24 protein-coding genes are annotated in these 26,487 nt (G+C 41.5%); 6 read left to right on the top strand and 18 right to left on the bottom strand.

Annotation, left to right across the window (positions count from 1 at the left end):
* Positions 1-4: 4 nt before the first annotated feature.
* Positions 5-1,252 carry a glutamate-5-semialdehyde dehydrogenase gene (locus AN390_RS00120; protein ID WP_004587657.1) on the bottom strand — a complete coding sequence of 416 codons (1,248 nt, stop codon included), beginning with the start codon at positions 1,250-1,252 and terminating at the stop codon, positions 5-7.
* Positions 1,249-2,355, bottom strand: a complete 1,107-nt coding sequence (proB, locus tag AN390_RS00115) for a glutamate 5-kinase (RefSeq protein WP_004587658.1) — start codon at positions 2,353-2,355, stop codon at positions 1,249-1,251. Before proB ends, AN390_RS00120 begins: the two co-directional genes overlap by 4 nt.
* Positions 2,356-3,206: 851 nt before the next feature.
* Here proB and AN390_RS00110 point away from each other — a divergent pair.
* Positions 3,207-5,057, top strand: coding sequence for a sodium:proton antiporter (locus AN390_RS00110; RefSeq protein ID WP_024031470.1), 1,851 nt, complete (start codon positions 3,207-3,209; stop codon positions 5,055-5,057).
* 81 nt (positions 5,058-5,138) lie between these two features.
* Here AN390_RS00110 and AN390_RS00105 read toward each other — a convergent pair whose 3' ends face one another.
* From AN390_RS00105 to cutA, 15 genes are all read right to left on the bottom strand, one after another.
* Complete coding sequence (locus AN390_RS00105) at positions 5,139-5,777, bottom strand: tetratricopeptide repeat protein (RefSeq protein WP_029772606.1); 639 nt, start codon at positions 5,775-5,777, stop codon at positions 5,139-5,141.
* Positions 5,778-5,889: 112 nt separating this feature from the next.
* Positions 5,890-7,203: an adenylosuccinate synthase gene (locus tag AN390_RS00100; RefSeq protein WP_004587661.1), complete on the bottom strand. Its 1,314-nt coding sequence runs from the start codon at positions 7,201-7,203 to the stop codon at positions 5,890-5,892.
* A gap of 216 nt (positions 7,204-7,419) precedes the next feature.
* Positions 7,420-8,298 carry a protease modulator HflC gene (gene hflC / locus AN390_RS00095; protein ID WP_004587662.1) on the bottom strand — a complete coding sequence of 293 codons (879 nt, stop codon included), beginning with the start codon at positions 8,296-8,298 and terminating at the stop codon, positions 7,420-7,422.
* A gap of 5 nt (positions 8,299-8,303) precedes the next feature.
* Positions 8,304-9,476 (bottom strand): FtsH protease activity modulator HflK, encoded by a 1,173-nt coding sequence (gene hflK, locus AN390_RS00090; RefSeq protein WP_004587663.1) that lies wholly within the window; start codon positions 9,474-9,476, stop codon positions 8,304-8,306.
* A gap of 100 nt (positions 9,477-9,576) precedes the next feature.
* Positions 9,577-10,866 carry a ribosome rescue GTPase HflX gene (gene hflX / locus AN390_RS00085; RefSeq protein ID WP_024031472.1) on the bottom strand — a complete coding sequence of 430 codons (1,290 nt, stop codon included), beginning with the start codon at positions 10,864-10,866 and terminating at the stop codon, positions 9,577-9,579.
* A gap of 15 nt (positions 10,867-10,881) precedes the next feature.
* A complete protein-coding gene (gene hfq / locus AN390_RS00080) occupies positions 10,882-11,145 on the bottom strand; it encodes an RNA chaperone Hfq (RefSeq protein ID WP_004587665.1) in 264 nt (87 codons plus the stop codon).
* Between the two features lie 77 nt (positions 11,146-11,222).
* On the bottom strand, positions 11,223-12,140 hold the full coding sequence (gene miaA, locus AN390_RS00075; RefSeq protein WP_095206706.1) for a tRNA (adenosine(37)-N6)-dimethylallyltransferase MiaA: 918 nt from the start codon (positions 12,138-12,140) through the stop codon (positions 11,223-11,225).
* A gap of 10 nt (positions 12,141-12,150) precedes the next feature.
* A complete protein-coding gene (gene mutL, locus AN390_RS00070; RefSeq protein WP_055252579.1) occupies positions 12,151-14,013 on the bottom strand; it encodes a DNA mismatch repair endonuclease MutL in 1,863 nt (620 codons plus the stop codon).
* A gap of 34 nt (positions 14,014-14,047) precedes the next feature.
* Positions 14,048-15,391, bottom strand: a complete 1,344-nt coding sequence (locus AN390_RS00065; RefSeq protein WP_004587668.1) for an N-acetylmuramoyl-L-alanine amidase — start codon at positions 15,389-15,391, stop codon at positions 14,048-14,050.
* Positions 15,392-15,561: 170 nt separating this feature from the next.
* On the bottom strand, positions 15,562-16,038 hold the full coding sequence (gene tsaE / locus AN390_RS00060; protein WP_054983237.1) for a tRNA (adenosine(37)-N6)-threonylcarbamoyltransferase complex ATPase subunit type 1 TsaE: 477 nt from the start codon (positions 16,036-16,038) through the stop codon (positions 15,562-15,564).
* Positions 16,039-16,163: 125 nt separating this feature from the next.
* Entirely contained in the window at positions 16,164-17,504 is a 1,341-nt protein-coding gene (gene accC / locus AN390_RS00055) for an acetyl-CoA carboxylase biotin carboxylase subunit (protein ID WP_024031477.1), read from the bottom strand.
* Between the two features lie 25 nt (positions 17,505-17,529).
* Positions 17,530-17,991 carry an acetyl-CoA carboxylase biotin carboxyl carrier protein gene (gene accB / locus AN390_RS00050; RefSeq protein ID WP_004587671.1) on the bottom strand — a complete coding sequence of 154 codons (462 nt, stop codon included), beginning with the start codon at positions 17,989-17,991 and terminating at the stop codon, positions 17,530-17,532.
* Between the two features lie 32 nt (positions 17,992-18,023).
* A complete protein-coding gene (aroQ, locus tag AN390_RS00045; protein ID WP_055252577.1) occupies positions 18,024-18,476 on the bottom strand; it encodes a type II 3-dehydroquinate dehydratase in 453 nt (150 codons plus the stop codon).
* 228 nt (positions 18,477-18,704) lie between these two features.
* Positions 18,705-20,519 carry a protein-disulfide reductase DsbD gene (locus tag AN390_RS00040; RefSeq protein ID WP_055252575.1) on the bottom strand — a complete coding sequence of 605 codons (1,815 nt, stop codon included), beginning with the start codon at positions 20,517-20,519 and terminating at the stop codon, positions 18,705-18,707.
* Positions 20,519-20,839 carry a divalent-cation tolerance protein CutA gene (gene cutA, locus AN390_RS00035; protein WP_029772613.1) on the bottom strand — a complete coding sequence of 107 codons (321 nt, stop codon included), beginning with the start codon at positions 20,837-20,839 and terminating at the stop codon, positions 20,519-20,521. The genes AN390_RS00040 and cutA overlap by 1 nt, the downstream gene beginning before the upstream one ends.
* 188 nt (positions 20,840-21,027) lie before the next feature.
* Between cutA and AN390_RS00030 the strand changes: the two genes are divergently transcribed.
* The 5 genes from AN390_RS00030 to AN390_RS00010 all read left to right on the top strand — a co-directional run bounded on the left by AN390_RS00030 (position 21,028) and on the right by AN390_RS00010 (position 24,620).
* The gene (locus tag AN390_RS00030; RefSeq protein WP_004587675.1) at positions 21,028-21,504 is read left to right on the top strand and encodes an FxsA family protein; all 477 of its coding nucleotides are present in this window, start codon (positions 21,028-21,030) and stop codon (positions 21,502-21,504) included.
* A 109-nt stretch (positions 21,505-21,613) separates the two neighbouring features.
* A complete protein-coding gene (locus AN390_RS00025; RefSeq protein WP_004587676.1) occupies positions 21,614-21,901 on the top strand; it encodes a co-chaperone GroES in 288 nt (95 codons plus the stop codon).
* A 48-nt stretch (positions 21,902-21,949) separates the two neighbouring features.
* Entirely contained in the window at positions 21,950-23,599 is a 1,650-nt protein-coding gene (gene groL, locus AN390_RS00020) for a chaperonin GroEL (RefSeq protein WP_004587677.1), read from the top strand.
* Positions 23,600-23,736: 137 nt separating this feature from the next.
* A complete protein-coding gene (locus AN390_RS00015) occupies positions 23,737-24,003 on the top strand; it encodes a hypothetical protein (RefSeq protein WP_084554425.1) in 267 nt (88 codons plus the stop codon).
* Between the two features lie 224 nt (positions 24,004-24,227).
* On the top strand, positions 24,228-24,620 hold the full coding sequence (locus AN390_RS00010) for a VOC family protein (RefSeq protein ID WP_055252573.1): 393 nt from the start codon (positions 24,228-24,230) through the stop codon (positions 24,618-24,620).
* A 4-nt stretch (positions 24,621-24,624) separates the two neighbouring features.
* Here the strand turns inward: AN390_RS00010 and AN390_RS00005 are convergent, their stop codons facing one another.
* The gene (locus AN390_RS00005; protein WP_055252571.1) at positions 24,625-26,097 is read right to left on the bottom strand and encodes a bifunctional ADP-dependent NAD(P)H-hydrate dehydratase/NAD(P)H-hydrate epimerase; all 1,473 of its coding nucleotides are present in this window, start codon (positions 26,095-26,097) and stop codon (positions 24,625-24,627) included.
* Between the last annotated feature and the right edge of the window lie 390 nt (positions 26,098-26,487).

Genomic DNA, 26,487 nt, shown 5'->3' with positions numbered 1-26,487 from the left:
TATATTACTTACGTACTTGGCCTTCGCCATTAACTAAATACTTTTCAGTTGTAAGTGATTCAAGCCCCATAGGACCATAAGCATGTAGCTTAGTTGTAGCTATACCAATTTCAGCACCTAACCCTAATTGCGAGCCATCTGAGAAACGCGATGATGCATTTACCATCACTACCGATGCATCAACACTGCGTTGGAAAAGCTCAGCCGCAGTATCGTTTTTAGTACAAATAACCTCAGTGTGGTTTGAACCAAATTGAGCAATATGCTCCACAGCAGCACTAAAGCTTGGTACTACACGAATAGCAATTTCTAAATCTAAGTATTCTTCACCAAATTCATTATCAGCAAGTACTGTAGCATTATCGAAGTATTTTGCAGCTTGCTCATCTGCATTAATTTTCACACCTTCTTGGCGCAATACAACGGCACATAAATTTAAAAATTCATCAGCAACGTCTTGGTGAACCACTAGCCCTTCAAGCGCATTACATACGCCTGTGCGCTGTGTTTTACCATTTAATAGTAAATTAAGTGCAACCTCTAAGTCGGCATCTTTATCTACGTATAAATGACACACCCCTTTAAAGTGCTGAATAACAGGAATAGTACTGTTTTCTGTAACAAAGTTAATTAAGCCTTCGCCACCACGTGGGATGATTAAATCAATACTTTCGCGTTGCTGCATTAGCTCCATAAGCAATGCACGGTCTGGATCAGGAATAACTGAGATCAGTGCTTTAGGTAAGTTATGTTTTTCAAGTACACCGTGCATTACACTCGCAATGGCTTGCGAGCTTTTAAGGGCTTCTTTACCGCCGCGTAAAATAACACCATTACCCGATTTAAAACACAATGCGCCTGCATCCGCAGTTACATTAGGACGCGCTTCGTAAATCATACATACAACACCTAATGGCACACGCATTTTACGTATTTTAATGCCATTTGGGCGCTCTGTAATGTCGCGTAGCTGACCGACAGGATCATCTAAACTTACAATAACTTCAATACCTTCTGCCATTGCTTCAATGCGCTCTTCGTTAAGCGTTAGGCGGTCGATCATCGAAGCGGCTAAGTTATTATCGCGTGCTGCGCTTAAATCACTTTCGTTTTCTTTAATTATAAATGCTTTTTCTGCGCGTAATGCTGCCGCCATTTCGGTTAACACTTGGTTTTTGGTCTCGGTGTCGAGTAAAGCAAGTGTGTTTGCAGCTTTTGCTGCCTGGCGTGAAATATCCGTAATCAAACTCATGACTTCTCCAATAATGCGATATCTTTTTCTGAAATAACAGGACCAATAGAATCCTGCATTTTTTCGCTAAATTCACTTTGCTCGTTATCTGCAATAAAGCTTAACAAGCAACTACTATAATTTGCGGTGGCTTTTGCTAAACGTGTGCCATCCTCGCTTCTAACTAAAATGGTATCGCCAATGGCAAACTCACCATGAACTTCCATTATTTCATCGCCACGTATGCAACCGTTTTCACCTTCAAGAGACTCATCAAACGAGCCATCTACAACTACTTCACCTTGCTCATTGGCTGTATGCGTCATCCAGTGCACAGCTTCTTGCATTGGTTTTTCGTAAGGAAGGAAAACACTACCAGGGTTGTCACCTGCCAATAATCTATTAAAGGTTTCTTCTTTAAAGCCATTAATAATATAAGTAGCAATACCGTGAGACGTTGCTTTTTCGGCAGCTTCAATTTTGGTTTTCATGCCACCGGTTCCTACAGAGCTTGTAGCACATCCTGCCATAGCATAAATAGACTCATCAATTGATTTTATTTCAGGCAGTAAAACTGCATCGTCGTGCAAATTTGGGTTTTTATCATACAGCCCATCTACATCAGAAAAAATCATTAATGCATCGGCATCAGCGGCCGCCGCTACCATGGCTGATAAGTTATCGTTGTCACCTACTTTTAAGTCATCCGTTGTTACAGCATCATTTTCGTTAATGATAGGCAGTACACCATGCTCTAACAAAGTAAAAATAGTTTCGCGAATACTTTCATAGCGCTCACGGTCACGTAAATCACCATGGGTTAATAATAATTGCGCTGATGGAAAATCGAAAAAGCGATCCCACATAGCCATCATTTCAGTTTGACCTGCTGCTGCCATCGCTTTTTTCATCACAACTGAACGTGGAATGTCAGATGGGAATAAGTGTGAGCCTGCAGCTACTGAGCCTGAAGATACTAAAATAACTTCAATACCACGAGCACGACAGCGAACAATAAATTGCGCAATGGTTAATAAGTAGCGTGAACGGCACCCATCTTGATCTGGAGCAATTAATGCACTACCTACTTTTAAAACAATACGACGCCAATTTAACTTTTGCATAAAATCTCAACTTTCCATTTTATCTGCATTCACATAGTGTGAACTAAAACTAGGTAATTGCGTAAAAAACACGCAATTTCGAATAGGTTGTTTGTTTATACACTTTTTAAACGCACGCAAATACACGACCTAAAATTGCTTTTAGATTTGTAAAGACATGAAACAGCACCAACCAAAATAAATGGAGGTCTATTAAATATAAAAATAAAAAGTGTTGTTTATGTATCGCTGTAAAAAGCTGTGTGCGGCCTTTTTGTTAACAACATACATAGAGCCTCTAAAGTCAGATACACCAACAGATAGGGTGATGACTTAAGGACCGAGATTTAGCCGCCACGATGGGAGCTAAACATTGAAAGTAATAGTTCAACTCAAACATTTATTTACTTAATTGCTTAAATAAACTTGTTTGAAAAAACCATACCAAGATATTCAATAATACAATAGCTACTAATTAATGGTAAAAATAGCGTACAAATCTATTATTACAGGGCAAATATGACGCTAGTATTAATACATACCGTTATTTTGCAAAATTATATTTAGATGACTAATTGTTTGAACTCTAAATATAATACGACATTTCAAGGGGTAAGATCAAGGCTAAAAATCACTCTAATGTATAGCTACGCCTCACCTCTAAGTGGTTAATCATTTAAAATCAAAGAGTTATATTTATTTTTGTGTTTTAATTCAATTTTTATAAATAAATCAATAAGTTTAACCTACAATTTTTGTATTAAGCGCTAAAATTTTATTAGCAAATTAAACATTTCACGTGTATACCCCTGTATTAATATTTAACAAAAGTTATACTTTTCACATTGTGATAAATAAGGAATTCTTAATTTATGTCAGCAATTTATATAGCCGGTATCGCACTTTGTTCGGTGCTTGCCCAATGGGTAGCGTGGGCGTTTAAAGTACCCGCTATTTTGTTCTTATTGCTTACCGGTTTATTGCTAGGGCCGTTTAGTGGTGTATTAGACCCTGATGCTTTACTGGGTGATTTATTATTTCCTGTTGTGTCACTGAGTGTTGCTGTCATTTTATTTGAAGGCTCCCTTACTTTGCACTTTAGAGAATTAAAAGGCATAAGTAAGGTCGTACGTAACCTGTGCTCTATCGGCATGATCACCACCTGTGTGGTAATAAGCTTAAGTGCCTATTGGTTACTTGAGCTTAACTGGCGGGTGGCTGCAGTATTAGGCGCTGTGCTAGTAGTAACAGGGCCTACGGTAATCGCCCCTTTACTTAATTCGATGCGCCCAACACAAGATATTGACCGTATATTACGATGGGAAGGCATTGTAATTGACCCAATCGGCGCTCTTTTTGCTGTGCTTGTATTTGAAGCAGTCATGCTGGTAGGCCAAGGAGAAGTGCTTAGCCACACTATTGTTGCACTTGTTAAAACAGTCGGCGTAGGGCTTTCTATCGGTGTTGTTGCGGGGTGGATCACCACACAGCTTATGCGCCGTGAATGGCTACCGTTTGAACTACATAAATTTGGCATACTTGCCTTGGTGCTTATTAGCTTTTCGGTATCTAATCACTTAAGTCATGAATCGGGATTATTGGCTGTTACCGTATTTGGTATTTGGCTTGCCAATCAAAATGATTTAGAAATCGATTCTGTACTTGAGTTTAAAGAAGACTTATCGATGATTTTAATATCATCACTGTTTATTTTACTTGCTGCGCGGCTACAGCTTTCTGACTTGATGATGTTAGACAGCGACGTATTTATATTCCTTGCAGTGGTGTTATTTATAGCGCGTCCATTGTGTATTGCCATATCTACTTTTGGTACTGACTTGCCAATGAAATCGCGCTTGGTGCTATCGTGGATAGCCCCTAGAGGTATTGTTGCAGCTGCTGTTGGCTCGGTATTTGCGCTAAGTATGATGGAAGCTGGCGTAGCTGATGCAGAAAAAATGGTGCCGTTAATATTTACCGTTATTATCATCACTGTGGTATTGCAAAGCTTAACTGCTATTCCTGTTGCTAAGTTATTGGGCGTGCGCCAACCTTCTCCAAATACCATACTGATTATTGGTGCAAACCATGTATCTCGCGCTATAGGTAAAGGCTTACAAGAGCAAAGCATTCCTGTTCATCTATCAGACCCCGCATGGGAGAACTGTAAAATGGCTCGTATGGACGGCCTTGCCTGTTATTATGGTAACCCACAATCAGAGCATGCTGAGCGTTACTTGCCGCTCACAACAATAAGAACGGTATTAGCACTTTCACCAAACCGCCACCATAATGCGCTTGGTGTACAATATTTTTCTCACTTGTTGAATGAAAAAAATGTATTTTCACTGCGCTCATCTACCTCGCATGCTAAAGCGAATAAAGACAGTGCAACATTCCTATCTAGACAAATTTTGTTTGGTGAAGATGGCTCTTACGCTCGCCTAAGCAGTATTATTGCTAAAGGCGGTAAAGTGAGTGCGACGCGTATTTCAGAAGAATTTGATTGGGAAAAATACCAAGAGATGAACCCTGAAGCGATCCCGTTGTTTATTTTAAAAGGTGATAAAGACAACGACGACGATACGCCAGTAAAGCTTCGCCCATTTACCAGTAATATGGAAAAGCCACCGCAGGAGGGCGAGCGTATCTTTGCACTTCAGCCGCCAAAAATGTCGGTGTTAAAAGACCCCGCTAAAACAAAAAATAAAGAAGAGAGCTAACCTCTTCCAGTTATTGCAAAAAAGCCCTAATTAAATATTAGGGCTTTTTTATTTTATAAAAATAGCGTGCATTATCGACACTTACATGGGTAATCTCGCGCGGGCAACAACACTATCGGGCATTTTTTTAGCGAGTAAGCTAAGCGCACGCTCAATTTTTTTATGGGTTGCTTTATCTGCCACCATGGCATTGAATAACCAGCGATACGCATCTTCAAAGTCACGTGGGCTTCCGTAGCCTGCATTAAAAAGCTTAACCAGCCTTAGCTGTGCTTTTAAGTTCCCTTGCGCTGAGGCCTCTCGTAAGTAGGTAATGGCCATAGCTTTATCTTGCTGCACTAAGCGACCCGTGTCGTAATAACGTCCAAGCTGCTCTAATGCAGCCGCTAAGCCTTGTTCAGCCGCTTTACGCATGTAGTACACACCTAATTCCACATTGCGCTCAACACACACGTTATATGCCAGCATATCGCCATATAAAAATTGGTAAGATGGCAGCGCCATTTTATTGGCCCTTGCCTCTATATCTTGTACTAATTGGCAATCGTCTGCCTTTACACGCTGTAAATGTGTATTTTTATTTATTAGTGCAATCAGCTCCGGTTCGGTATAAAGCGGCACCGCAGCGGGCGTTTCTTCAGCTAACACATTGCTACTTATAGATAAAAGTAACGGAGTGAGCAAAGACGCTAGAAAAGTGTTACAGGTAGATAGGCGCATGTTTACCACGTATAAAATAAAACTTATCAAATAATATACAAAGATCGTTCCAAGGTGAATTTTAGGCATAAAAAAAGCTGCAAAAAGCAGCTTTTTTTTAAACGAATGGTGATTAAGCAAACGGGTTGCGAAGTACCATTGTTTCTACACGATCTGGGCCGGTAGAAATAATATCAACAGGTACACCTGTGATTTCTTCGATACGCTTGATGTAGTCAATCGCAGCTTTTGGTAAGCCTTCAAGGCTAGTTACACCAACTGTGTTTTCAGACCAACCTGGCATCTCTTCATATACTGGTGTTACTTTCTCGTAACCCTCAGCAGCTAATGGCGTTACATTAGTCACTGTGCCATCTTCAAGCTGGTAACCAGTACAGATTTTAAGCGTTTCTAAACCATCTAAAACATCTAACTTAGTTAAACAAAAACCAGAGATGCTGTTGATTTGAACTGCGCGGCGCATTGCCACAGCATCTAACCAACCAGTACGGCGTAAACGACCTGTTGTCGCGCCAAACTCATGACCTTTATCACCTAAGTGCTTACCCACTGGGTCTTGTTTTTCAAGGCCATCGTAAAGCTCTGTAGGGAAAGGACCAGAACCAACACGTGTAGTGTACGCTTTAATAATACCTAACACGTAGTCAAGGTTTAATGGACCAAAACCAGCACCAGTCGCAACGCCACCAGCAGTGGTGTTTGAAGAGGTTACATAAGGGTAAGTACCGTGATCGATATCAAGTAATGTACCTTGCGCACCTTCAAATAAAATGTGTTCGCCCGCTAAACGTGTTTGATCTAAAAGCTCAGTTACATCAACAACCATTGCTTTTAAGATGTCTGCAACAGCCATTGCATCATCAAACGTTTTTTGGAAATCAACAGCATCTACTTTGTAGTAGTTAACTAAAGTGAAGTTATGGTATTCAAGTACTTCTTTTAGTTTAGCTGCGAATAATTCTGGATTGAATAAGTCACCTACGCGTAAACCGCGACGGGCTACTTTATCTTCGTACGCAGGACCGATACCACGGCCAGTTGTACCAATTGGCTTGTCGCCGCGAGCAGTTTCGCGAGCTACATCTAATGCAACATGGAAAGGCAGAATTAACGGACATGCTTCACTAATTAAAAGACGCTCACGTACAGGTACGCCACGCTCTTCTAACATGCCAATTTCTTTCATTAGCGCTTCTGGTGATAAAACCACACCATTACCAATCACACATTTAACATTGTCACGTAATACACCCGATGGAATAAGGTGTAGAACTGTCTTTTCACCGTCAATAACTAAAGTATGGCCCGCATTGTGGCCACCTTGGTATCGAACTACTAAAGATGCTTTGTCTGTAAGGAGATCAACAACCTTACCCTTACCTTCGTCACCCCATTGGGTGCCTAATACAACAACGTTTTTACCCATTGTAAATTCACTTCGAGAAAATTAGGACGAGATTTTACCAGAAAACGGAAGTAAAGATCACCCCTGTTCAGCTTATTTTTTCTGCGCGTATTTTTTAGGCCATCACACTTTTTAAATAACCACATATATAACAGTAATTTAAAGTTTTAAATTATGCTTAACAAAAAGCCCCGCATAGGCGGGGCTTTATAACTTTTTAAATGATTAAGGCATCGCTTATTGCGCTGCAGCGCCTTTCATATATTTAAAGAAGTCACTATCTGGTGAAAGTACCATAACATCTTGTTTATCTTTAAAGGTCTTTTTATACGCCTCTAAAGAACGAACAAAACCAAAGAACTCTGGATCTTTGTTGTATGCTTTAGCATAAATAGCGGCAGCTTCTGCATCACCTTGACCACGAACTGAGCGCGCATTACGCTCTGCATCAGCAAGCATTACCGTTACACGGCGGTCAACATTTGCACGAATAGTTTCTGCTTTTTCTTGACCTTCCGAGCGGTGCTCTTTTGCAACAGCAGTACGCTCAGCGCGCATACGTTGGTAAATAGAGCTACTCACTTCTTGTGGTAAGTTAATTTGCTTAACACGCACGTCAAGTACTTCAATACCTAACTCGCGCGCACTTTCAGAAGCTTGTACTAACGCCTCTTCCATCAGCTCACTACGCTCACCCGATACAATCTCGCGAATAGTACGCGTACCAAAGTTAGTACGCAGACCATTATTAACTTTTTGCTTTAGTAGTGTTTCAGCGTATTGCTTATCACCACGAGCACGAAGGTAAAATGCGCTAAAGTCGTTTACGCGCCATTTAACAAACGAATCAACAATTAAGTCTTTTTTCTCGCTTGTTACAAAGCGGTCTGGCGTGCCATCTAGCGTTTGAATACGTGCATCAATACGACGTACTTGGCTAAAAAATGGTACTTTTAAGTGAAGGCCTGGGCTGTATACAACGGCTTTGTCTTCACTGTCTTTTTCAACTTTGCTAAATAGCAGCACAATCGCTTTTTGCCCTTCAGGTACTACAAATACCGCAGAGAAAGACATAACAATGGCAGCTAATAGTATGACTAAACTAAAGTTTTTCATTACGCTTATCTCCCGTTATTGTTAAAGCGATCACTGTTAAAACGGTCATTACCGCTATTCACAGTGCTATTTCGTGATGTATTTACTTTATTGCGTAAATCTTGAATATCACTTGAGCTTGGTAAAGCTACACGTGTTGCAGTGCCTTGCTTTTCCATAATTTTATCAAGTGGTAAGTACATCATGTTGTTACCGCCTTTAACATCAACAATGACTTTAGAACTGCTGCTAAGCACCTCTTCCATAGCATCAATGTATAAACGTTCGCGCGTTACTTCTTTAGCTGCTTGATACTCAGGTAATAGCTTTTCAAAACGAGCCACTTCACCTTGTGCTTCAAGTGTAATGCGTTCTTGATAACCTTCTGCTTCTTGCGTCATACGTGTTACTTGACCACGCGCGCGCGGTTCAATTTCACGTGCATACGCTTCTGCTTCACGGATGAAACGCTCTTCATCTTCTTGTGCGGCAATAGCGTCATCAAATGCATCTTTTACTTCAGTTGGTGGACGTGAATCTTTAAAGTTCACATCGGTCACAATTAAACCTAAGTTATACGGTTCGATGATTTTATTAAGCTCATCCCACGTATTTTGACGAACAACTTCACGGCCATTAGTCAGTACTTGGTCCATTTTTGCATGGCCAACAACGTAACGTAACGCGCTATCAAGCGCTTCTTCTAAGCTGTTATCAGCATTAGTTACGCTAAACTTGTAAAGGTACGGGTCAATAACACGGTATTGCACTTCAAACTCAACGCTTACTACGTTTTCATCTTCCGTTAGCATAAACCCTGATGCAGATAATGAACGCACAGCTTCAATATCTACCGGGATAACCGTTTCAATAAAGGTCATTTTCCAGCGTAAGCCTGGCTCTGCAATACGGTCATACTTACCAAATTGCAGTACCACACCACGTTCGGCTTCTTTAACCGTATAAATACCACTTAACGCCCACACAATTGCGGCGATAATGAGGATAAATGAAATACCGGCTCCGCCAAGTCCACCGCCACTATTATTGCCGGATTTTTTACCGCCAAATATGCCGCCTAACTTGTTGCTAAACTTACGGAACACCTCGTCTAAATCAGGTGGGCCTTGATCACGTCCGCCTTTATTGTTCCACGGATCTTTGTCATTGCCATTATTACCCGGTTCATTCCAGGCCATAGCTATACTCCATTGTTATCTAAATAAATTAGGAAATTGTGTTAAATCTATCAAATCTACCGCGTTTCTCATACAAAAACCGACATTTATGTGCCAATTTTTAATCGCGATTGATAAAACCTTCAATTTCAGGACCAAACTCTTTAATTAATCGGTTCCATTCAACCATAGGTAAACGTACATCCAACAACCAGTTACCATGTTCATCAAAGCGCTCTTCATGGACTGCACTTAAGCTAAATAAAGACGCTCTTAAGCGGCCATATTGAGGGGCAAGTAATAACGTACCACTAAGCATTTTCTTAGCCAGCAGGTCACTTATTGCCTCACTAAGTAGCTCACACCCTTCGCCGGTTTGTGCAGATAACCATACTCTTATAGGCTGCCCTTGGTCATCCCGATCAATTCGTGGGCTTACATCATCAAGCGCATCAATTTTGTTATAAACTAATAATTGCGGTACTTCATCAGCTTCAATCTCTTTTAAAACCGACTGTACTTCCTCTATGTTTTCGCGTCTGCGCGGGTCTGCCACATCAATTACATGTAATTGTAGGTCGGCTTCACGCGTTTCTGTTAATGTTGCTTTAAAGGCTGCCACTAAGTCATGCGGTAAGTGGCGAATAAATCCCACTGTATCGGCCAAAATAACCGAACCAACATCACCTATATCAAGTTTACGTAGTGTTGGGTCAAGCGTGGCAAAAAGCTGATCCGCTGCGTATACATCTGAGTCTGTTATACGGTTAAACAGGGTTGATTTACCCGCATTGGTATACCCTACAAGCGACACGGTAGGAATTTCGTTACGCGTACGCGCACGTCTACCTTGCTCACGTTGTACAGCCACTTTGGCTAATCGGGCACGAATATTTTTAATGCGCGCGCGCAATAAACGTCTATCGGTTTCAAGCTGTGTTTCGCCTGGGCCTCGTAAACCTATTCCCCCTTTTTGGCGCTCAAGGTGAGTCCACCCTCGGATTAATCGAGTAGACATATGCCTAAGCTGAGCAAGCTCTACTTGTAGCTTACCTTCGTGGGTACGGGCTCTTTGGGCAAAAATATCAAGAATAAGTGTTGTTCTATCAAGTACACGACATTGGCAAACGCGCTCTAGATTACGTTCTTGAGACGGACTTAATTGATGATTAAAGATGACAACATCTGCATTGTGGATTTTGACAATCTCAGCTATTTCTTCTGCTTTACCGGTACCGACGAATAGTTTCGGATGTGGTGCTTGGCGGCTGCCTTGCACAACCGCCAAACTACTAACACCAGCAGAAGATACCAACAACTCTAATTCATGAAGATCTTCACGATCGCCATCTTTAGGTAAGTCGATATGAACTAAGACTGCCTGTTCGCCGGATTCATAGCGGTCAAACAAGCATTACGCTCCTAATTAAATATTTCCTGGTTCTTGCTCTTCAGTGTCATCGCTCCCTTGAACACCTTGGAAGTTGACTGCACGAGCAGGTACAACTGTTGAAATTGCGTGTTTATACACCATTTGGTTTACAGTGTTTTCAAGTAAAATAACAAATTGGTCAAATGACTGAATTTTACCTTGTAATTTTATGCCATTTACCAAAAAGATTGATACTGGAATGCGCTCACGACGTAGTGCATTCAAAAATGGGTCTTGTAACGATTGGCCTTTTGCCATGTTATTGTTCCTTCGTTCTAGGTGTTATTATAATTTAAGTAGCTGAACTTATTTAATTAAATAATTCGCAACTACTACTAGCTTAGCGAACTTACTACGCGTTGCAAGTTTTCTTCATCGTCTGTTGTTAACCAAGTAACATCAGGCCAACTCCGTAACCACGTTAGCTGACGTTTTGCCAGTTGACGCGTTGCAGCAATGCCGCGAAAAACCATCTCATCATGGTCTACTTCACCCGCAAGATAATCCCACATTTGTCTATAACCTACACAACGAATAGAAGGCATATTGGGGTGTAAATCCTTACGTAGATATAGGGTCGAAACTTCTTTTTCAAACCCCTGTTCTATCATTATTTTAAACCTTTTTTCAATTCGCTGATGTAATTCACTGCGATCATCAGGCGCAATCGCAAATTGATGAAAAGTATAAGGTAACGTTGGCTGCTTTTGCTTTTGCAATTCAGTCATTGTTTTACCACTAATACGGTAAACTTCCAAAGCTCGATTTATTCTTTGTGAATCATTTTCACTTATTTTGTCGGCCGCTTGCGGATCTACTTTAGCCAGCTCTTGATGTAAATGTGGCCAGCCAAATTTTTTTGCTTGCGCTTCAAGCTCTGCTCTAACGACTGGGCAGGCTTCAGGTAGTGGTGATAATCCATCAATTAAAGATTTAAAGTACATCATGGTGCCACCCACTAATATTGGTACTTTACCTTGTTGATGGAATTCATCAATTTTTTTTATCGCATCACGTCTAAAATCGGCGACCGAATAGGTTTCGCTCGGATCGAGTAAATCAATTAAATGATGCGGAGCACGAGCAAGCTCTTCTGCATCGGGCTTTGCCGTACCTATGTCCATACCTTTATACACTAACGCTGAATCAACGCTGATTATTTCTGTATTTAAGTGCTCACACAGTGAAATTGCCAACGCCGTTTTACCAGCTGCGGTTGGGCCCATTAAAAATATGACCGGTAAATTGCTCAACACGGGTACCTTAATTTAATTGCGTTAAATAATGTTCTAGGTCTATTTTAACTGCTTTTTCTTTTAAACGTTCAATTGTTTGCGGATTATTTTGTAAGCTAATTTGTAATTCAATAAATGCATTACTTTCATAAAAGCGTTCTGGTACACAACTAAGCTGCCATGTGAGCCACGCTTGTAACTCGTTGAGCTGTGTTTTACATGCGCCAAGCAAGCTTTCAACCGCGGCTGATACTTCAAGTAAATATAAACACGTGGGTAGCTTTTTAACCATCACAAACTGTTTTTCAATAACTAGCTCAAAGCCTAATAAAGTAAACCACGATTGCTGCTGAGCTATTAGTTCGCAGTCAGCTTTTTCAAGGTTAACCCTTACGGGTAGTAGCAAGGCTTTACCCTCTAAATTACCCAGCTCTTTTATTTGTGCATGCCAGTAATCAACAAGTGCATGCTTATAGTGTGAGCAAAATAACTGCTGCTGCTGAGTAAATACACACACGCCTTTATTTACATGTAATACCTGCACACTTTTTAATGTGTGTGCAGCGCTTTCATCAGTAACGGGCTGCGTTGATACACTATGCTCAAAATGAGCGGCTTGTTGCTCACTCACCCCTTGATAAAATGCATTTACATCGTGATGATTTGCACCATGTTTTTGAGACGGTGAAGCATACCCCGCAGCGCCCCCCCCTGACCCTGCGCGATTAGAGGGGGCACGACTAGTAAAACTAGCGTTTTGTGAATCTATTGGTTGCAACTGTGACTTAGGGTAATCATACCCTTGCTGAACTGGCTGGTTATTAGCCGCATGACTTGGCTGCTCAATAAACGCTGAGGATTGGTAATCGTCTGTGGGCGCTTGATTAGTTGCAAATTCGCCTTGTAGAGGCACAACTACTTGCTTAATCGCCTGTAATATAAAGTCGTGCACTAACCGGCCTTGATGAAAACGCACCTCGTGCTTTGCAGGGTGAACATTTACATCCACTTGCCTTGGGTCAATATCAATATAAATAACAAAACCTGGGAGTTCTTGCGCTCCACTTACCTCTTCAAACGCCTGACGAATAGCATGTAAAATTAGCTTATCGCGCATCATGCGATTATTTACATATGTATATTGCGTGGTATTAGCTGATCCCACTGGCAATACCCAACCATGTAGCTGTAAACCACTTTCGCCAGATTGAATATGCAATCCTTGCTCAGCAAAGGCTTTACCTGCAACTTGCGCAACCCGAGTAATCGCTTGATTTGGATCGGTTTTAGCACGGTACTGCCTAACCACCTTTTGGTTATGCGTCAGTGTAATCGACACATCAAAACGACTCAGTGCAATACGCTTTATAAGCTCATCAATGTGGCTAAATTCGGTTTTTTCGGTGCGTAAAAACTTGCGCCTTGCTGGGGTGTTAAAAAATAAATCTTTAACTTCTATCGTTGTGCCATCTGGGTGGGCTACCGGCTTTACTTGCACGTCCATATCGCGGCCCTGTGCAAACGCTTGCCACGCGGCATCTTGTGCTTTGGGCTTTGAGCTAAGCGTTAAACGCGATACCGAACTAATAGATGCAAGCGCTTCCCCTCTAAAGCCTAAGGAGCAAATATTTTCTAAATCATCGAGTGATTTAAGTTTACTTGTCGCATGGCGAGAAAGCGCTAAAGTGAGCTCATTTTTGCCAATACCTGAGCCATTATCACGAATACGAATAAGCTTGTGACCACCACGCTCTATGTCTATTTGCACACGCGTTGCGCCCGCATCTAAGCTATTTTCTACTAATTCTTTAACCACTGAAGCCGGGCGTTCAACCACTTCACCTGCCGCTATTTGGTTAGCTAATCGTGCAGGTAATATTTCAATACTCATGAGGCCCCTAATACGTGTACAGGTTTAATAAACATCAACTCTGCGGTATGTCCAGCTCTTGACCTATAAACAAGGTGTTTGAGCGTAGTTGATTAACTTGCTTTAATTTGGCTACCGATACACCATACCGACTCGCTAATAGGCTTAGCGATTCACCCGGGCGAACTTTATGTTTAGTTGGGTACTGCGATTTAAGCTTTGCAAATAACGAATCATCAGGTGGGTTTTTTAAGTAATAATTTTTTATAGACGTAAACATCGCTTTAGCTAAGCGTTCCTGATGATTAGCGCTTTTTAACATGCGCTCTTCACGGGGGTTTGAAATAAAACCTGTCTCAACCAAAATTGAAGGAATATCTGGCGACTTTAATACGGCAAGACTTGCATGTTGTGGATCTTTTTTATGTAATTTAGCGACCTTTTTTAGCTCTTTTACTACTTCTTCGGCCACACTAAGCCCTGTTTTCATTGAGTGGTCCATAGACATATCGAGCAGCGCTTGCGCGAGGTATTTTTCGTTAGCAGCATCTTTAATTACATCGGCTGCACCACCTAAAAGCTCTGAGTGTTTTTCTTTATCTTCTATCCATTTACCAATCTCAGAATTAGCGCGACCAAGCGATAACACCCACACCGAAGCACCATTTGGCCCAGGGCTGGTAAATGCATCAGCATGAATTGACACTAAAAAGTCGGCTTTTTTCTGGCGTGCTCGGTTGGTACGGGTATTAAGCTTAACAAAGTAGTCGCCACTTCTTACCATGCGCGAAATCATGCCACGTTCGCCGTCAATCATACGCTCTAAACGTTTAGCTATTTGCAGGGTAATGGTTTTTTCATACGTACCAGAGGGGCCAATAGAACCAGGGTCTTCTCCGCCATGGCCCGCATCAATTGCAATAACAATGTCTCGCTCTTGGCTTAACTGGCGCTTTTTAGCTGCTTTTTGGGCAGGTGTAGAGCTTACTGCAGGTTCACTTTTATTATATAAATCCACAACTAACCTGTTTTTGTACGGGCCAGTAGGTGCCAGCGCAAAAATAACCGGCTTAATAGGCGCGGTTAGCTCAAATACAAAACGTACACTTTGTTTATTTTTAGGTTTTGAATAGCGCAGCTTGCTTACAATTTTGTGCTTAGAAGGAATACTCGGTAATACTTTTAACCCCTTGGTGTTTTCAAGGTCGACCACTAAGCGACTCGGGTTTTTAAGCATAAAATAGCTGAAATCGGGCTTATCATCTAAATCAAATACCACCCGCGTGCTATCTGGCGAGGGCCATACGCGTACACTATTTATGGTATTTTTTGCCCACAACGGTAAGCTCACAGCGAAAACTATGAAACAAATAAAAAGTTTAACTACACCTCGATTCATTATAACTACCATTGCCTTAACTATTTATTATTATGAGAGCGGGCGCCTTAACCCGCTATTAGCTTATTAACCTAAACGTTGGATAGTAAATCTACCTTAAGCCGCTATTTTGTACGCCAACTAAAAAGGTAACTTTGATGCTTTTATATTTCAATGTGTTAGTAAGTATATTAACTCGGGTTTAGGTTAGTTAGTTTTTCGACAATTGCTATTCCGCGCTCGCTGGCACTATTCATAACAATTTTGCGCTCATCGCCAACGTAACTTAAGGTAATGTCTAAATCGGGAACTGGTATAAATTCTCCCCCTTTTTCTGGCCACTCAACAATACAAATAGCCTGCTCAGAAAAGTAATCTCTTATACCCATGTACTCAAGCTCTTCAGGATCGCCTAACCGGTATAGGTCAAAATGATATACATTAGCACGTGTCAGTTCGTATGGCTCTACAAGCGTATAGGTTGGGCTTTTTACCTTACCAGTGTGGCCAAAGCCTTGCACTACACCACGCGTAAATGTTGTTTTACCTGCACCTAAATCACCGTGTAAATAAATTACTGCACCTTGCTCTATAATAGCAGCCACTTTGTTACCCATTGCTACTGTGGCTATTTCATCATTTAGGTGAGCTTCAAAACTACGCGTCATTGTTACCTCAAAAATTTACTAAAAGCGCATCTTTGCTAATCATACCAGAATATTTCTTGAAGGCGATAAATTGGCGTTTTAGGCATAAAAAAACCGGCCTAAGCCGGTTTTAATTAACTGGGGCTTTATAGCCCTAGTTTTTTCTCAAGGTAGTGGATATTTGTACCACCACTTTGGAAGTTTTCGTCTGCAAGAATTTTCTTATGTAATGGCGTGTTTGTTTTGATGCCATCAATAACTAATTCGTTCAACGCATTACGAGCACGGGCAATAGCCACATCACGGTTTTCACCGTAAGTAATAAGCTTACCAATCATCGAATCGTAATGTGGGGGTACTGTATAGTCAGCATAAATATGGCTATCCCAACGAATACCTAAACCACCTGCAGGGTGGAAACGTGTAATTTTACCCGGCGACGGGATAAACGTTTCTGGGTCTTCTGCGTTAATACGACATTCAATTGCATGGCCGCGGATAACCACGTCATCTTGCGTGAAAGATAGCGGTTGCCCAGCAGCAATTTTTAGCTGCTCTTTAATTAAATCAACACCGCTTACCATTTCAGTCACTGGGTGCTCAACTTGAATACGGGTGTTCATTTCGATGAAGTAAAATTCGCCGTTTTCGTATAAAAACTCAAACGTACCCGCACCACGGTAACCAATTTCGATACATGCACGTGTACAGCGTTCACCAATAAATTTACGCACTTCTGCCGTTATACCTGGAGCAGGTGCTTCTTCAACTACTTTTTGGTGACGACGTTGCATAGAACAGTCACGCTCACCTAAATGAACAGCATTACCTTGTCCATCAGCAAGTACCTGAATTTCAATATGGCGAGGGTTTTCAAGGAATTTTTCCATGTAAACCATGCTATTACCAAAAAACTGTTTCGCTTCTTGTTGAGTAAGTGCGATTGAATCAATTAATTCAGCTTCGCTACGTACTACACGCATACCACGGCCACCACCGCCACCAGCGGCTTTAATAATTACCGGGTAACCAATGCGCTTTGCAATTTGCATGTTGCGTTCTTTGTCATCCGATACCGGACCGTCAGAACCCGGTACACATGGTACACCGGCTTTGCGCATTGCATTGATTGCCGATACTTTATCGCCCATAAGACGAATAGTGTCGCCTTTTGGACCAATAAATACAAAGCCGCTTTGCTCAACTTGGTCAGCAAAATCTGCATTTTCTGAAAGAAAACCATATCCTGGGTGAATCGCTACAGCGTCTGTTACTTCAGCAGCCGCAATAATGCGCGGAATATCTAAGTAACTTTCAGTGGCTGGAGGTCTACCGATACAAATGGTTTCATCTGCAAGTAATACGTGCTTAAGATCGCGATCCGCCGTTGAATGCACAGCAACCGTTTTGATCCCAAGCTCTTTGCAGGCGCGCAATACGCGAAGTGCTATTTCACCTCGGTTTGCAATGACTACTTTATCTAACATAAGAGTTGGCCTTTAGGTTACTAAATTATTCAATGATGAATAGAGGTTGATCAAATTCTACTGGTTCGCCATTTTCAACTAAAATAGCTGTAACTGTACCCGCTTTATCTGACTCAATTTGGTTCATCATTTTCATTGCTTCAACGATACATAAAGTATCACCTACTTTAACTTGAGAACCTACTTCTACGTATGCTGGCGCTTCTGGAGAAGCTGCTGAGTAAAATGAACCAACCATAGGTGATTTAACTTGATGGCCTGCAGGTGCTGCTGGTGTAGCATCGGCTTCAACGGCTGGCGCAGCTTGTGCTGGTGCCGCAGGCGCTGGAGCAGCAAATTGCTGTGGTGCGTACTGAGCGTAAGCAGGACCTGCGCTCATGTTGTTACGGTTAATACGTACTGATTCTTCACCTTCAGTGATTTCTAGCTCAGCAATACCTGATTCTTCTACTAATTCGATTAGCTTTTTGATCTTGCGAATATCCATGAACGACCCGCCTATAAGTTTGTTAGTTTAAATTAATTCGAGTTTTGCAACCGGCTCACGGCAGCGTTCAATGCTGCGTGGTAACCCATTGCACCTAATCCACATACCACACCTTGCGCCACATCAGAAAAATAAGAATGGTGACGAAATGCTTCACGTGCATGCACATTACTTAAGTGCACCTCAAAAAAAGGAATATCAACGCTTAACAATGCATCACGTAAAGCGACGCTAGTATGCGTAAATGCAGCAGGATTAATAATTATGTAATCAACTGCCTGCCAAGCATCGTGTATTCTTTCAATAAGGGCTTGCTCACTATTACTTTGAAAATGCGTAAGCTGAACATTTAGACCCTCTGCGGCAGTCGTTAGTTCGCTCATAATTTCACCAAGAGTGTGCAAACCGTACTTTTCTGGCTCACGCTTTCCTAGCATGTTTAAATTTGGACCATTTATAACTAAAAGTTTAAATTTTGCAGCCATAATACGCGATATATCCTCTAAGTAATGAGTTAAGCCGTTGCGAGCTAATTTTGTACACTAAAGTAAGTATAAAAAACAAAAATTGCAACAAATTCTCACGTTAGCCAACTATTATAGTCAGTTCGATGTAAATAGCAGCAAAATACTGGTCTAATCTCTGGAGGTGTAATAAATATGACGTAATTGGAGGCAAGCCACTTGGTAAGCCCAAGCGGCTAAATTGCACTATTATTGTGCGCTGGCGCGCACTGCAGCTAGGTGGGTGGCAAAATCATCAGCGTTTAAAAATCCTGTAACGCGCTCTGAACTTAGCTCTTGCCCTTGTGTGTTAAAAAACAAAATACTGGGTAAACCAAACACAGTGAACTCTTCCATTAGCTCAATGGTGGTGTCATCACTTTGCGTTAAATCGATTTGAATTAACTGATAGTGGCTAAACTCGCTCTGTACTTTGGCATCTGGAAATGTGTAATGTTCAAACTCTTTACATGCCACACACCAATCGGCGTATAAATCAACCATCACCAGTTTGCCTTGCTGATTAGCTTCAGCAACAGCGTTTTTTAGCTCAGTTAAATTAGCCACTTGTTTAAACTCATTACTTTGCTGACTAACCTGCTCAACCTGTTGCTGCGGCCAAATAACGTTTTTAGCTAATGTAAAACCAGTAAGTACTAAAAATGTAGCACTAAACCAAAGCGCTGTTTTAAGCTTGCTTTGTGGCTGCGCACTCTGCCAATAGTGTAAATAAACAGCCGTTGCCAGTGCTAAAATACCTGCCATAAGTAAAATAATGTCGGCGCTAATTATGCGTTCCAATAAAATAAGTGGCACAACAAGCATAATAAAACCAAATAACGTTTTAACTTGCTCCATCCAACCGCCAGCTTTAGGAAGCAATTTGCCACCAGACGTACCGAGTAATAAAAGCGGTAGGCCCATTCCTAAACTTAATACATACAGGGTTAAACCACCGACAAGGTAGTCACCACTTTGTGCTACAAATAATAGCGCAGCAGACAACGGAGCTGTGGTACAAGGCGATGCAATTAACCCCGACAACACCCCCATTAAAAACACACCTAGGTAATTGCCGCCTTTTTGGTTATTACTGACTTGCGTTAGCTTGCTCATCATGGCGCTGGGTAACTTAATTTCGTACCAGCCAAACATCGACATTGCGAGCAGTACAAACAGTAAACTAAAACTAATAAGTACATAAGGGTGTTGTAAATACCCTTGCACTTGCCCGCCTAAGGCCGCCACTACTAAACCTAATGCAGCATAAGTAAGCGCCATACCTTGTATATATACAAACGACAACGCAAACGCTTTTTTAGTAGATAAATTTTGCTGCCCTGCAATTAAACTCGATAAAATAGGAAACATAGGGAACACACACGGTGTAAACGCAAGCCCCACCCCAACAGCAAAAAATATGAGTAAATTGGTTACTAAACTTTGACTTGCTAATCGCTCTGTAAAACTTAAATCTTGAGTGGTTGTATTACTATGGCTACGTGTTGAGTCTACAGAAGGAGTTAATGCGTTTAATGTATCAGCGGCATCAGCAGATGAGTTATTACCTTGCGCTTGCTCTGAGGCAATAACGCTTAAAGGAATACTAATAACCTCAGGCGGATAACACAGCCCAGCTTTGGCACAGCCCTGATAGCGCACCTTTACAACAGCCCCCTCTGTAACATTACTGAGCTTACTTATAACACTCACACTATTGAAAAAAACTTCGGTTTTGCCAAAAAACTCGTCTTCAATTATTTCGCCAGAACCGGCATCGCCTACCTTTATGTTGGCGCCTTTGGCGATAATTTCTATTTTCTTTTTATAAAGGTAATAGTCAGGGGCTATATCCCACCCCACAAATAAAGTGCTACCTTGTTGATCAAAATCAAATACAAACGCTTGGTCTACGGGTAAAAAGGTTTGCTGTGGCGGGGCAAGTAAATCACCTAGCACATTATTGGTGTTTGCCTTTGCCGGAAGCGCCAGCAAGCTAACCAATAATAAAAAGAAAAACCGCATTAATTTAATACCTCATCCATCCAATGAAAATAAGCCAAATTACCAGTGGCCACATCAACCACTTGAATTTCGGGTACTTCGTAACTGTGTAAACTTTTAATGGTTTCAAACACATCATTCATTTTTTCTGATTTTGTTTTAATCAGTAGCTTTGCTTCTATCTCTTGAGCAACATCGCCTTCCCACATATAAACTGAGGTCATATTTGGTAAAATATTTACACACGCCGCTAATTTTTGCGCTACAAGTGCTTTTGCTAAAGTGCGTGCTTCAGCCTCATCTTTGCACGTGGTAAATATCAATTTAAATTGCGTAGTCATAATTAACCTTTACTAATTTATAGGGAACTAATGCAATAGTATCTGATAGCTAGTGTAATGTGTAGGCGATGAATAATTGTAGATATTAAGCAATTATTAATCACTTTAAGCTCAACCTTGAAAATAGACCCTTTCACCCTCACTTATATTTCATCCACTCTTTTGAGTGCCATTATTTAGAGAGCCCTATGTTTAGATTTTTATTTGTGTTGTTTATTATCATTCCTATCATCGAAATTGCGCTACTAATACAGGTTAGCGATGTAATTGGTGGGTTTGCGACTATAGCCCTAGTGATTGTTACGGCTATTTTGGGCGCCAGAATGGTTAAACAACAAGGTATGGGTGCATTACAAAATGCACAAAGCCAAATGGCCCAAGGACAAATGCCAGCTAAAGAATTATTTACCGGTATTTGCGTGATCATTGCGGGTGTTTTATTGCTAACCCCAGGCATTATGACCGATGTATTCGGCCTACTATTATTAACCCCCTCAATACGCAACAAACTTGCTGCAGGCCTTGCAAGTCAAGCAACGGTACGCATGAGCACAGGTGCACAGCAAGGCTCTTCAGCCTTTACACAACACCCACACTCGCAGCAAGAACAACAGCATGTAAATAAACCAACTACCATTGATGGCGAGTATGAGAGAAAAGATTAAAAATTTATCGATTTTTCTCTTGGAATTTTACACTCTACCCCCATTAATGAATGCAAATTAGAAAAGCTTTTTTCTGTACTGTTCAGAAACTGTTAGGAGAACTAAAAAAATGAACATTCGTCCTTTACAAGATCGCGTAATCGTTAAGCGTCTAGAAGAAGAAACCAAGTCTGCTGGCGGTATTGTATTAACTGGCTCTGCAGCTGAGAAATCAACTCGCGGAGAAGTTATTGCTGTTGGCAATGGTCGCGTTCTGGATAACGGTGACGTTAGAGCTTTAGAAGTAAAAGCCGGTGACACTGTGTTATTTGGCTCATATGTTGAAAAAACTGAAAAGATCGAAGGTCAAGAGTACCTGATCATGCGTGAAGACAACATTTTAGGCATTGTAGGCTAACCCTACTTTTCGTTTAACAAACATTTAAGAATTTAGAGGAAATTAAAGATGGCAGCAAAAGAAGTACTTTTTGCAGGTGACGCACGCGCTAAAATGCTAACAGGCGTAAATATCCTAGCAAACGCAGTAAAAGTGACCTTAGGTCCTAAAGGCCGTAACGTAGTACTAGATAAATCATTTGGCTCTCCAGTAATCACTAAAGATGGTGTATCTGTAGCAAAAGAAATCGAACTTGAAGACAAGTTTGAAAACATGGGTGCACAAATGGTGAAAGAAGTTGCATCTAAAGCAAATGATGCAGCGGGTGACGGTACTACTACCGCAACTGTACTTGCGCAATCTATTGTAAACGAAGGTCTTAAAGCGGTTGCTGCGGGTATGAACCCAATGGATCTTAAGCGCGGTATTGATAAAGCAATTATCGCTGCTGTAGAAGAACTTAAAGCGCTATCTGTACCATGTGCTGATACTAAAGCTATTGCACAAGTAGGTACTATTTCAGCTAACTCTGATAAAGAAATTGGCGACATCATTGCACAAGCAATGGAAAAAGTAGGCCGTAACACAGGTGTTATTACTGTAGAAGAAGGTCAATCACTAGAGAACGAACTAGATGTTGTAGAAGGCATGCAGTTTGACCGTGGTTACCTATCTCCGTACTTTATCAATAACGCTGAAAAAGGCGCTGTTGAGCTAGACAACCCGTTCATTCTACTTGTAGATAAAAAAGTATCTAACATTCGTGAGTTACTACCTACATTAGAAGCCGTTGCTAAAGCAAGCAAGCCACTATTAATCATTGCTGAAGACCTAGAAGGCGAAGCACTTGCAACGCTTGTAGTTAACAACATGCGCGGTATTGTTAAAGTATCAGCAGTTAAAGCCCCTGGTTTTGGCGACCGTCGTAAAGCAATGCTACAAGATATCGCCGTATTAACTGGCGGTACTGTTATCTCTGAAGAAATTGGTTTAGAGCTTGAAAAAGCAACTATCGAAGACCTAGGTACTGCTAAGCGTGTAGTAATCACTAAAGATGATACAACTATCATTGATGGTGCGGGTGAAGAAGATGGCATTAACGGCCGTGTTGCTCAAATTAAAGCACAGATTGAAGAAGCAACGTCTGACTACGATAAAGAAAAACTACAAGAGCGTATGGCTAAACTTGCCGGCGGTGTTGCAGTAATTAAAGTAGGCGCAGCGACTGAAATTGAAATGAAAGAGAAAAAAGACCGTGTTGAAGATGCATTACATGCAACTCGTGCAGCGGTTGAAGAAGGCGTAGTACCTGGTGGTGGTGTTGCTCTAGTACGTGCTGCTAGCAAGCTAGTTGAGCTACTTGGCGACAACGAAGACCAAAACCACGGTATTAAAGTTGCACTTCGTGCGATGGAAGCACCACTTCGTCAAATCGTAACAAATGCAGGCGACGAAGCGTCAGTAGTAATAAACGCTGTTAAAGGTGGCGAAGGTAACTACGGTTACAACGCAGCCTCTGGCGAATACAACGACATGCTTGAAATGGGTATCCTAGATCCAACTAAAGTAACGCGCTCTGCACTACAATTTGCAGGTTCGATTGCGGGTCTAATGATCACTACCGAAGCAATGGTTGCTGAAATCCCTAAAGAAGAAGCTGCTGGTGCCCCTGATATGGGTGGCATGGGCGGAATGGGTGGTATGGGCGGCATGATGTGATCATCCTCCTTTAAGCACCTTGCTTATATAAAAACCCAGCTTCGGCTGGGTTTTTGCTTTTTAATACAAGCCTATTGTTATTGCTTAATTTATCTCCACATCTATACCATGAGTTATTGGATTAAAGGTAAAAGGATTTGCTTAATAATAATGAATTAATCACCTTCTTTATTTTGGTATCACTTATAACAGGGTTAGTGGTATTTATTGCTTGGATTATGCTTAAGCTCGTTATATGGGGTAAGAGCATGTCTAAAGGAGCGTATTTATTTTTAGCATTTTTTCCACTAATTTCACTTATGCCTATTCCACCCCCTACTTATGAAAATGTTCAAAAGGCCAAGCAAGAGCAGCGTAAACGCAAAGAAGACTCAGGTGACGACCCTACGAATGAAGATGAGTAAGCCAGTTTAGCTACGTAAATTAAAACACTTTTTAAGGACGCTTTAAGCATGCTATAGGGTTTAAAATAGAGTGAATCCTTTTACTGCTAGCGATAGATGCGAAGCCAATGTATAACGTACAACTCCCCTTAAAATAAGCTTTAATAAACATTTACCTATACTATTCAACCCTGTATTGATATGTGAAAATACACCGACATAAAACAACTTTAGGTTTTTAAGTTATGCCAAAGCAGCATATAGGTAGTATTGCTCTTGTTGTAAAAGACTATGACGAAGCAATCGCATTTTATACAAAAAAATTAAGCTTTGAATTAGTGGAAGATACGGATTTAGGTGATGGAAAACGCTGGGTGTTAATAACTCCACCCAACTCAAACGGCACACATATATTACTTGCACAAGCCACAGAGCCTGAGCAGTTTAATGCTGTCGGCAATCAAGCAGGTGGCCGTGTGTGGCTATTTTTAAACACTGACAACTTTTGGCGCGACTACGAAAGCATGCTAGGAAATGGCGTAGTATTTCATGAGCAGCCTCGTAATGAGCCTTACGGTACGGTGGCCGTATTTGAAGATCTCTATGGTAACAAATGGGATCTTATTCAACAGAGCTAAATACTTAGTTGATTAACGACCTGACTATTTGAAATAAATCCGAGGGTAGCATGCCGCGCTGCCCTTGCTCTTCAGCCGCAACCTCACCTGCTCGAGCATGAAGAGTTACCCCGTATCGCGCTGCTTCATCGATACTAAGCCCTTGAGCAAGCAATGCACCAATAATACCTGTAAGTACGTCGCCACTCCCTCCCACGGCAAGTGCTGCGTTACCATTTTCACACACCCAAGTACTTTTGCCGTTATCAATTAAAGACCCAGCGCCTTTTAATATGCAAGTAGCATTATACCGTTTTGCGCATAGTCGCACGCTTTCAAACCTATTTGACTCTATTTCAGAGGTGTTTTTGCTAATGAGCCGAGCCGCCTCACCAGGGTGCGGAGTAAGAACACATTGAGCCAACGTATAAGCACTTGCATTTTCAGCTAATAAATTAAGTGCATCAGCATCAAGTACAAGCGGCGTATTGTGCTCTTGGCAATAGTGCATTACAGTGCAAAACGTTTTTTTAGCCCATTCATCCTGCCCAAGTCCAGGGCCAAGTACAACACAACTTGCCCACTCTAAAGCCTGTTCAAGGTTTTCACTCATGACCATTAACTCTGCCCTACCTATGCTTATTGGCATAATAGAACTTTGGTGCGTATAAACCTTCACCATCCCTGCACCTGCTCGTAGCGCAGCTTCACTACTGAGCCTGATTGCACCCGCAGTACCTTGGTTGCCCCCTACGCATAATAACTTGCCATGATTGCCCTTATGGCTATTTAAAGCCCGAGAGCCCAAGCGATTAAAGCTGTCTATATTTATCAAGTGAGCACAAGGTGAAGCGAGTTGACTAAAAGCATCTTCAAGTGCTAATTCATCGAGAATCAACTCACCGGCATGCTGTTTACCTGTCCCTGTAGAAAGGCCCTGTTTAATCGCAATAAAAGTAAGTGTTTTTGTTGCCTGAATAGCTGCGCCTAATACTTCACCTGTATTTGCATTAATCCCTGAGGGAACATCGATACTTAAAACAGGCTTTTCGCTTTGGTTAATGGCTGTAATAATCTCACAATAATTTTCGCGAACAGGTGAATTAAGCCCAGTACCTAGTAACCCATCAATCACACAGTCGCAGCAATCTAAATCACTGTTTGCAAACTCGTTAACTATGCCACCATTATCAAGCCATAGCTGCTTCGCTTTAGCAGCGTCACCACTGAGTGTTTTAACAGGATCTATAGCGCAAACTTTAACCTCTGCACCAGAGTCCTTAATTAAACACGCGGCTATGTAAGCATCACCCGCATTATTGCCATTACCTGCAATAATTAAAGTAAGCTTAGCGTTAAAAGACTGCCACTGCTTGTATACTGCCTCTCCCGCTCGCTGCATTAAAGTAAATAAATCTATTCCACGTTGCTTAGCCGCCTCACCCTCATAAGAGCGAACCTGCTCTTTTGTGTAAATATGCCTTTGTTTATTTAACATAGAAACTCGCCATAAATTAGTGTGTAGATGCTCTTTAACTATAGCTTGGGATAAAAGAGCACTTTTCAATAGCGGATTTAGCATGCTAAACAGCTATTAAAACAGAAATTGAAGGATTTATTACAAAGAGTTTGAGTTCTGTGGTGGGCTTTTGCCGTGGGTTTCGTGATACTCAACCCACGCTACGGAGGTGGTGGAGACTGTGCAAATAATACCTGGAATGTATTTTCACTTTTCTGCGGACGTAAAAAAGCCCGACTATTGCTAGTCGGGCTTTCCTGTATTTTGAACCTGGCGATGTCGTAGTGCCCACAGCGGTAGAGAGTCACATAGCAAATGCACATTATCATTGCGTCGGGAGTCGCTACGCTCGCCCGACCTACATTCTAG

Origin of the sequence: Pseudoalteromonas sp. P1-11 (genome assembly GCF_001399995.1) — a bacterium.
GTDB lineage: Bacteria > Pseudomonadota > Gammaproteobacteria > Enterobacterales > Alteromonadaceae > Pseudoalteromonas > Pseudoalteromonas atlantica.
Note: the sequence above shows the minus strand (reverse complement) of the source record. Positions and strands in the feature narration are given on the sequence as shown.

What these genes read in the sequence shown, in the direction of transcription:
- AN390_RS00105 (WP_029772606.1), bottom strand. Translation starts at nt 5,777, where the DNA reads ATGCGCCTATCTACCTGTAACACTTTTCTAGCGTCTTTGCTCACTCCG.
- AN390_RS00065 (WP_004587668.1), bottom strand. Translation starts at nt 15,391, where the DNA reads ATGAATCGAGGTGTAGTTAAACTTTTTATTTGTTTCATAGTTTTCGCT.
- hflC (WP_004587662.1), bottom strand. Translation starts at nt 8,298, where the DNA reads ATGAAAAACTTTAGTTTAGTCATACTATTAGCTGCCATTGTTATGTCT.
- hfq (WP_004587665.1), bottom strand. Translation starts at nt 11,145, where the DNA reads ATGGCAAAAGGCCAATCGTTACAAGACCCATTTTTGAATGCACTACGT.
- AN390_RS00010 (WP_055252573.1), top strand. Translation starts at nt 24,228, where the DNA reads ATGCCAAAGCAGCATATAGGTAGTATTGCTCTTGTTGTAAAAGACTAT.
- groL (WP_004587677.1), top strand. Translation starts at nt 21,950, where the DNA reads ATGGCAGCAAAAGAAGTACTTTTTGCAGGTGACGCACGCGCTAAAATG.
- cutA (WP_029772613.1), bottom strand. Translation starts at nt 20,839, where the DNA reads ATGACTACGCAATTTAAATTGATATTTACCACGTGCAAAGATGAGGCT.
- proB (WP_004587658.1), bottom strand. Translation starts at nt 2,355, where the DNA reads ATGCAAAAGTTAAATTGGCGTCGTATTGTTTTAAAAGTAGGTAGTGCA.
- AN390_RS00025 (WP_004587676.1), top strand. Translation starts at nt 21,614, where the DNA reads ATGAACATTCGTCCTTTACAAGATCGCGTAATCGTTAAGCGTCTAGAA.
- accC (WP_024031477.1), bottom strand. Translation starts at nt 17,504, where the DNA reads ATGTTAGATAAAGTAGTCATTGCAAACCGAGGTGAAATAGCACTTCGC.
- mutL (WP_055252579.1), bottom strand. Translation starts at nt 14,013, where the DNA reads ATGAGTATTGAAATATTACCTGCACGATTAGCTAACCAAATAGCGGCA.
- aroQ (WP_055252577.1), bottom strand. Translation starts at nt 18,476, where the DNA reads ATGGCTGCAAAATTTAAACTTTTAGTTATAAATGGTCCAAATTTAAAC.
- accB (WP_004587671.1), bottom strand. Translation starts at nt 17,991, where the DNA reads ATGGATATTCGCAAGATCAAAAAGCTAATCGAATTAGTAGAAGAATCA.
- AN390_RS00100 (WP_004587661.1), bottom strand. Translation starts at nt 7,203, where the DNA reads ATGGGTAAAAACGTTGTTGTATTAGGCACCCAATGGGGTGACGAAGGT.
- hflK (WP_004587663.1), bottom strand. Translation starts at nt 9,476, where the DNA reads ATGGCCTGGAATGAACCGGGTAATAATGGCAATGACAAAGATCCGTGG.
- AN390_RS00005 (WP_055252571.1), bottom strand. Translation starts at nt 26,097, where the DNA reads ATGTTAAATAAACAAAGGCATATTTACACAAAAGAGCAGGTTCGCTCT.
- tsaE (WP_054983237.1), bottom strand. Translation starts at nt 16,038, where the DNA reads ATGACGCGTAGTTTTGAAGCTCACCTAAATGATGAAATAGCCACAGTA.
- AN390_RS00120 (WP_004587657.1), bottom strand. Translation starts at nt 1,252, where the DNA reads ATGAGTTTGATTACGGATATTTCACGCCAGGCAGCAAAAGCTGCAAAC.
- AN390_RS00040 (WP_055252575.1), bottom strand. Translation starts at nt 20,519, where the DNA reads ATGCGGTTTTTCTTTTTATTATTGGTTAGCTTGCTGGCGCTTCCGGCA.
- AN390_RS00110 (WP_024031470.1), top strand. Translation starts at nt 3,207, where the DNA reads ATGTCAGCAATTTATATAGCCGGTATCGCACTTTGTTCGGTGCTTGCC.
- AN390_RS00030 (WP_004587675.1), top strand. Translation starts at nt 21,028, where the DNA reads ATGTTTAGATTTTTATTTGTGTTGTTTATTATCATTCCTATCATCGAA.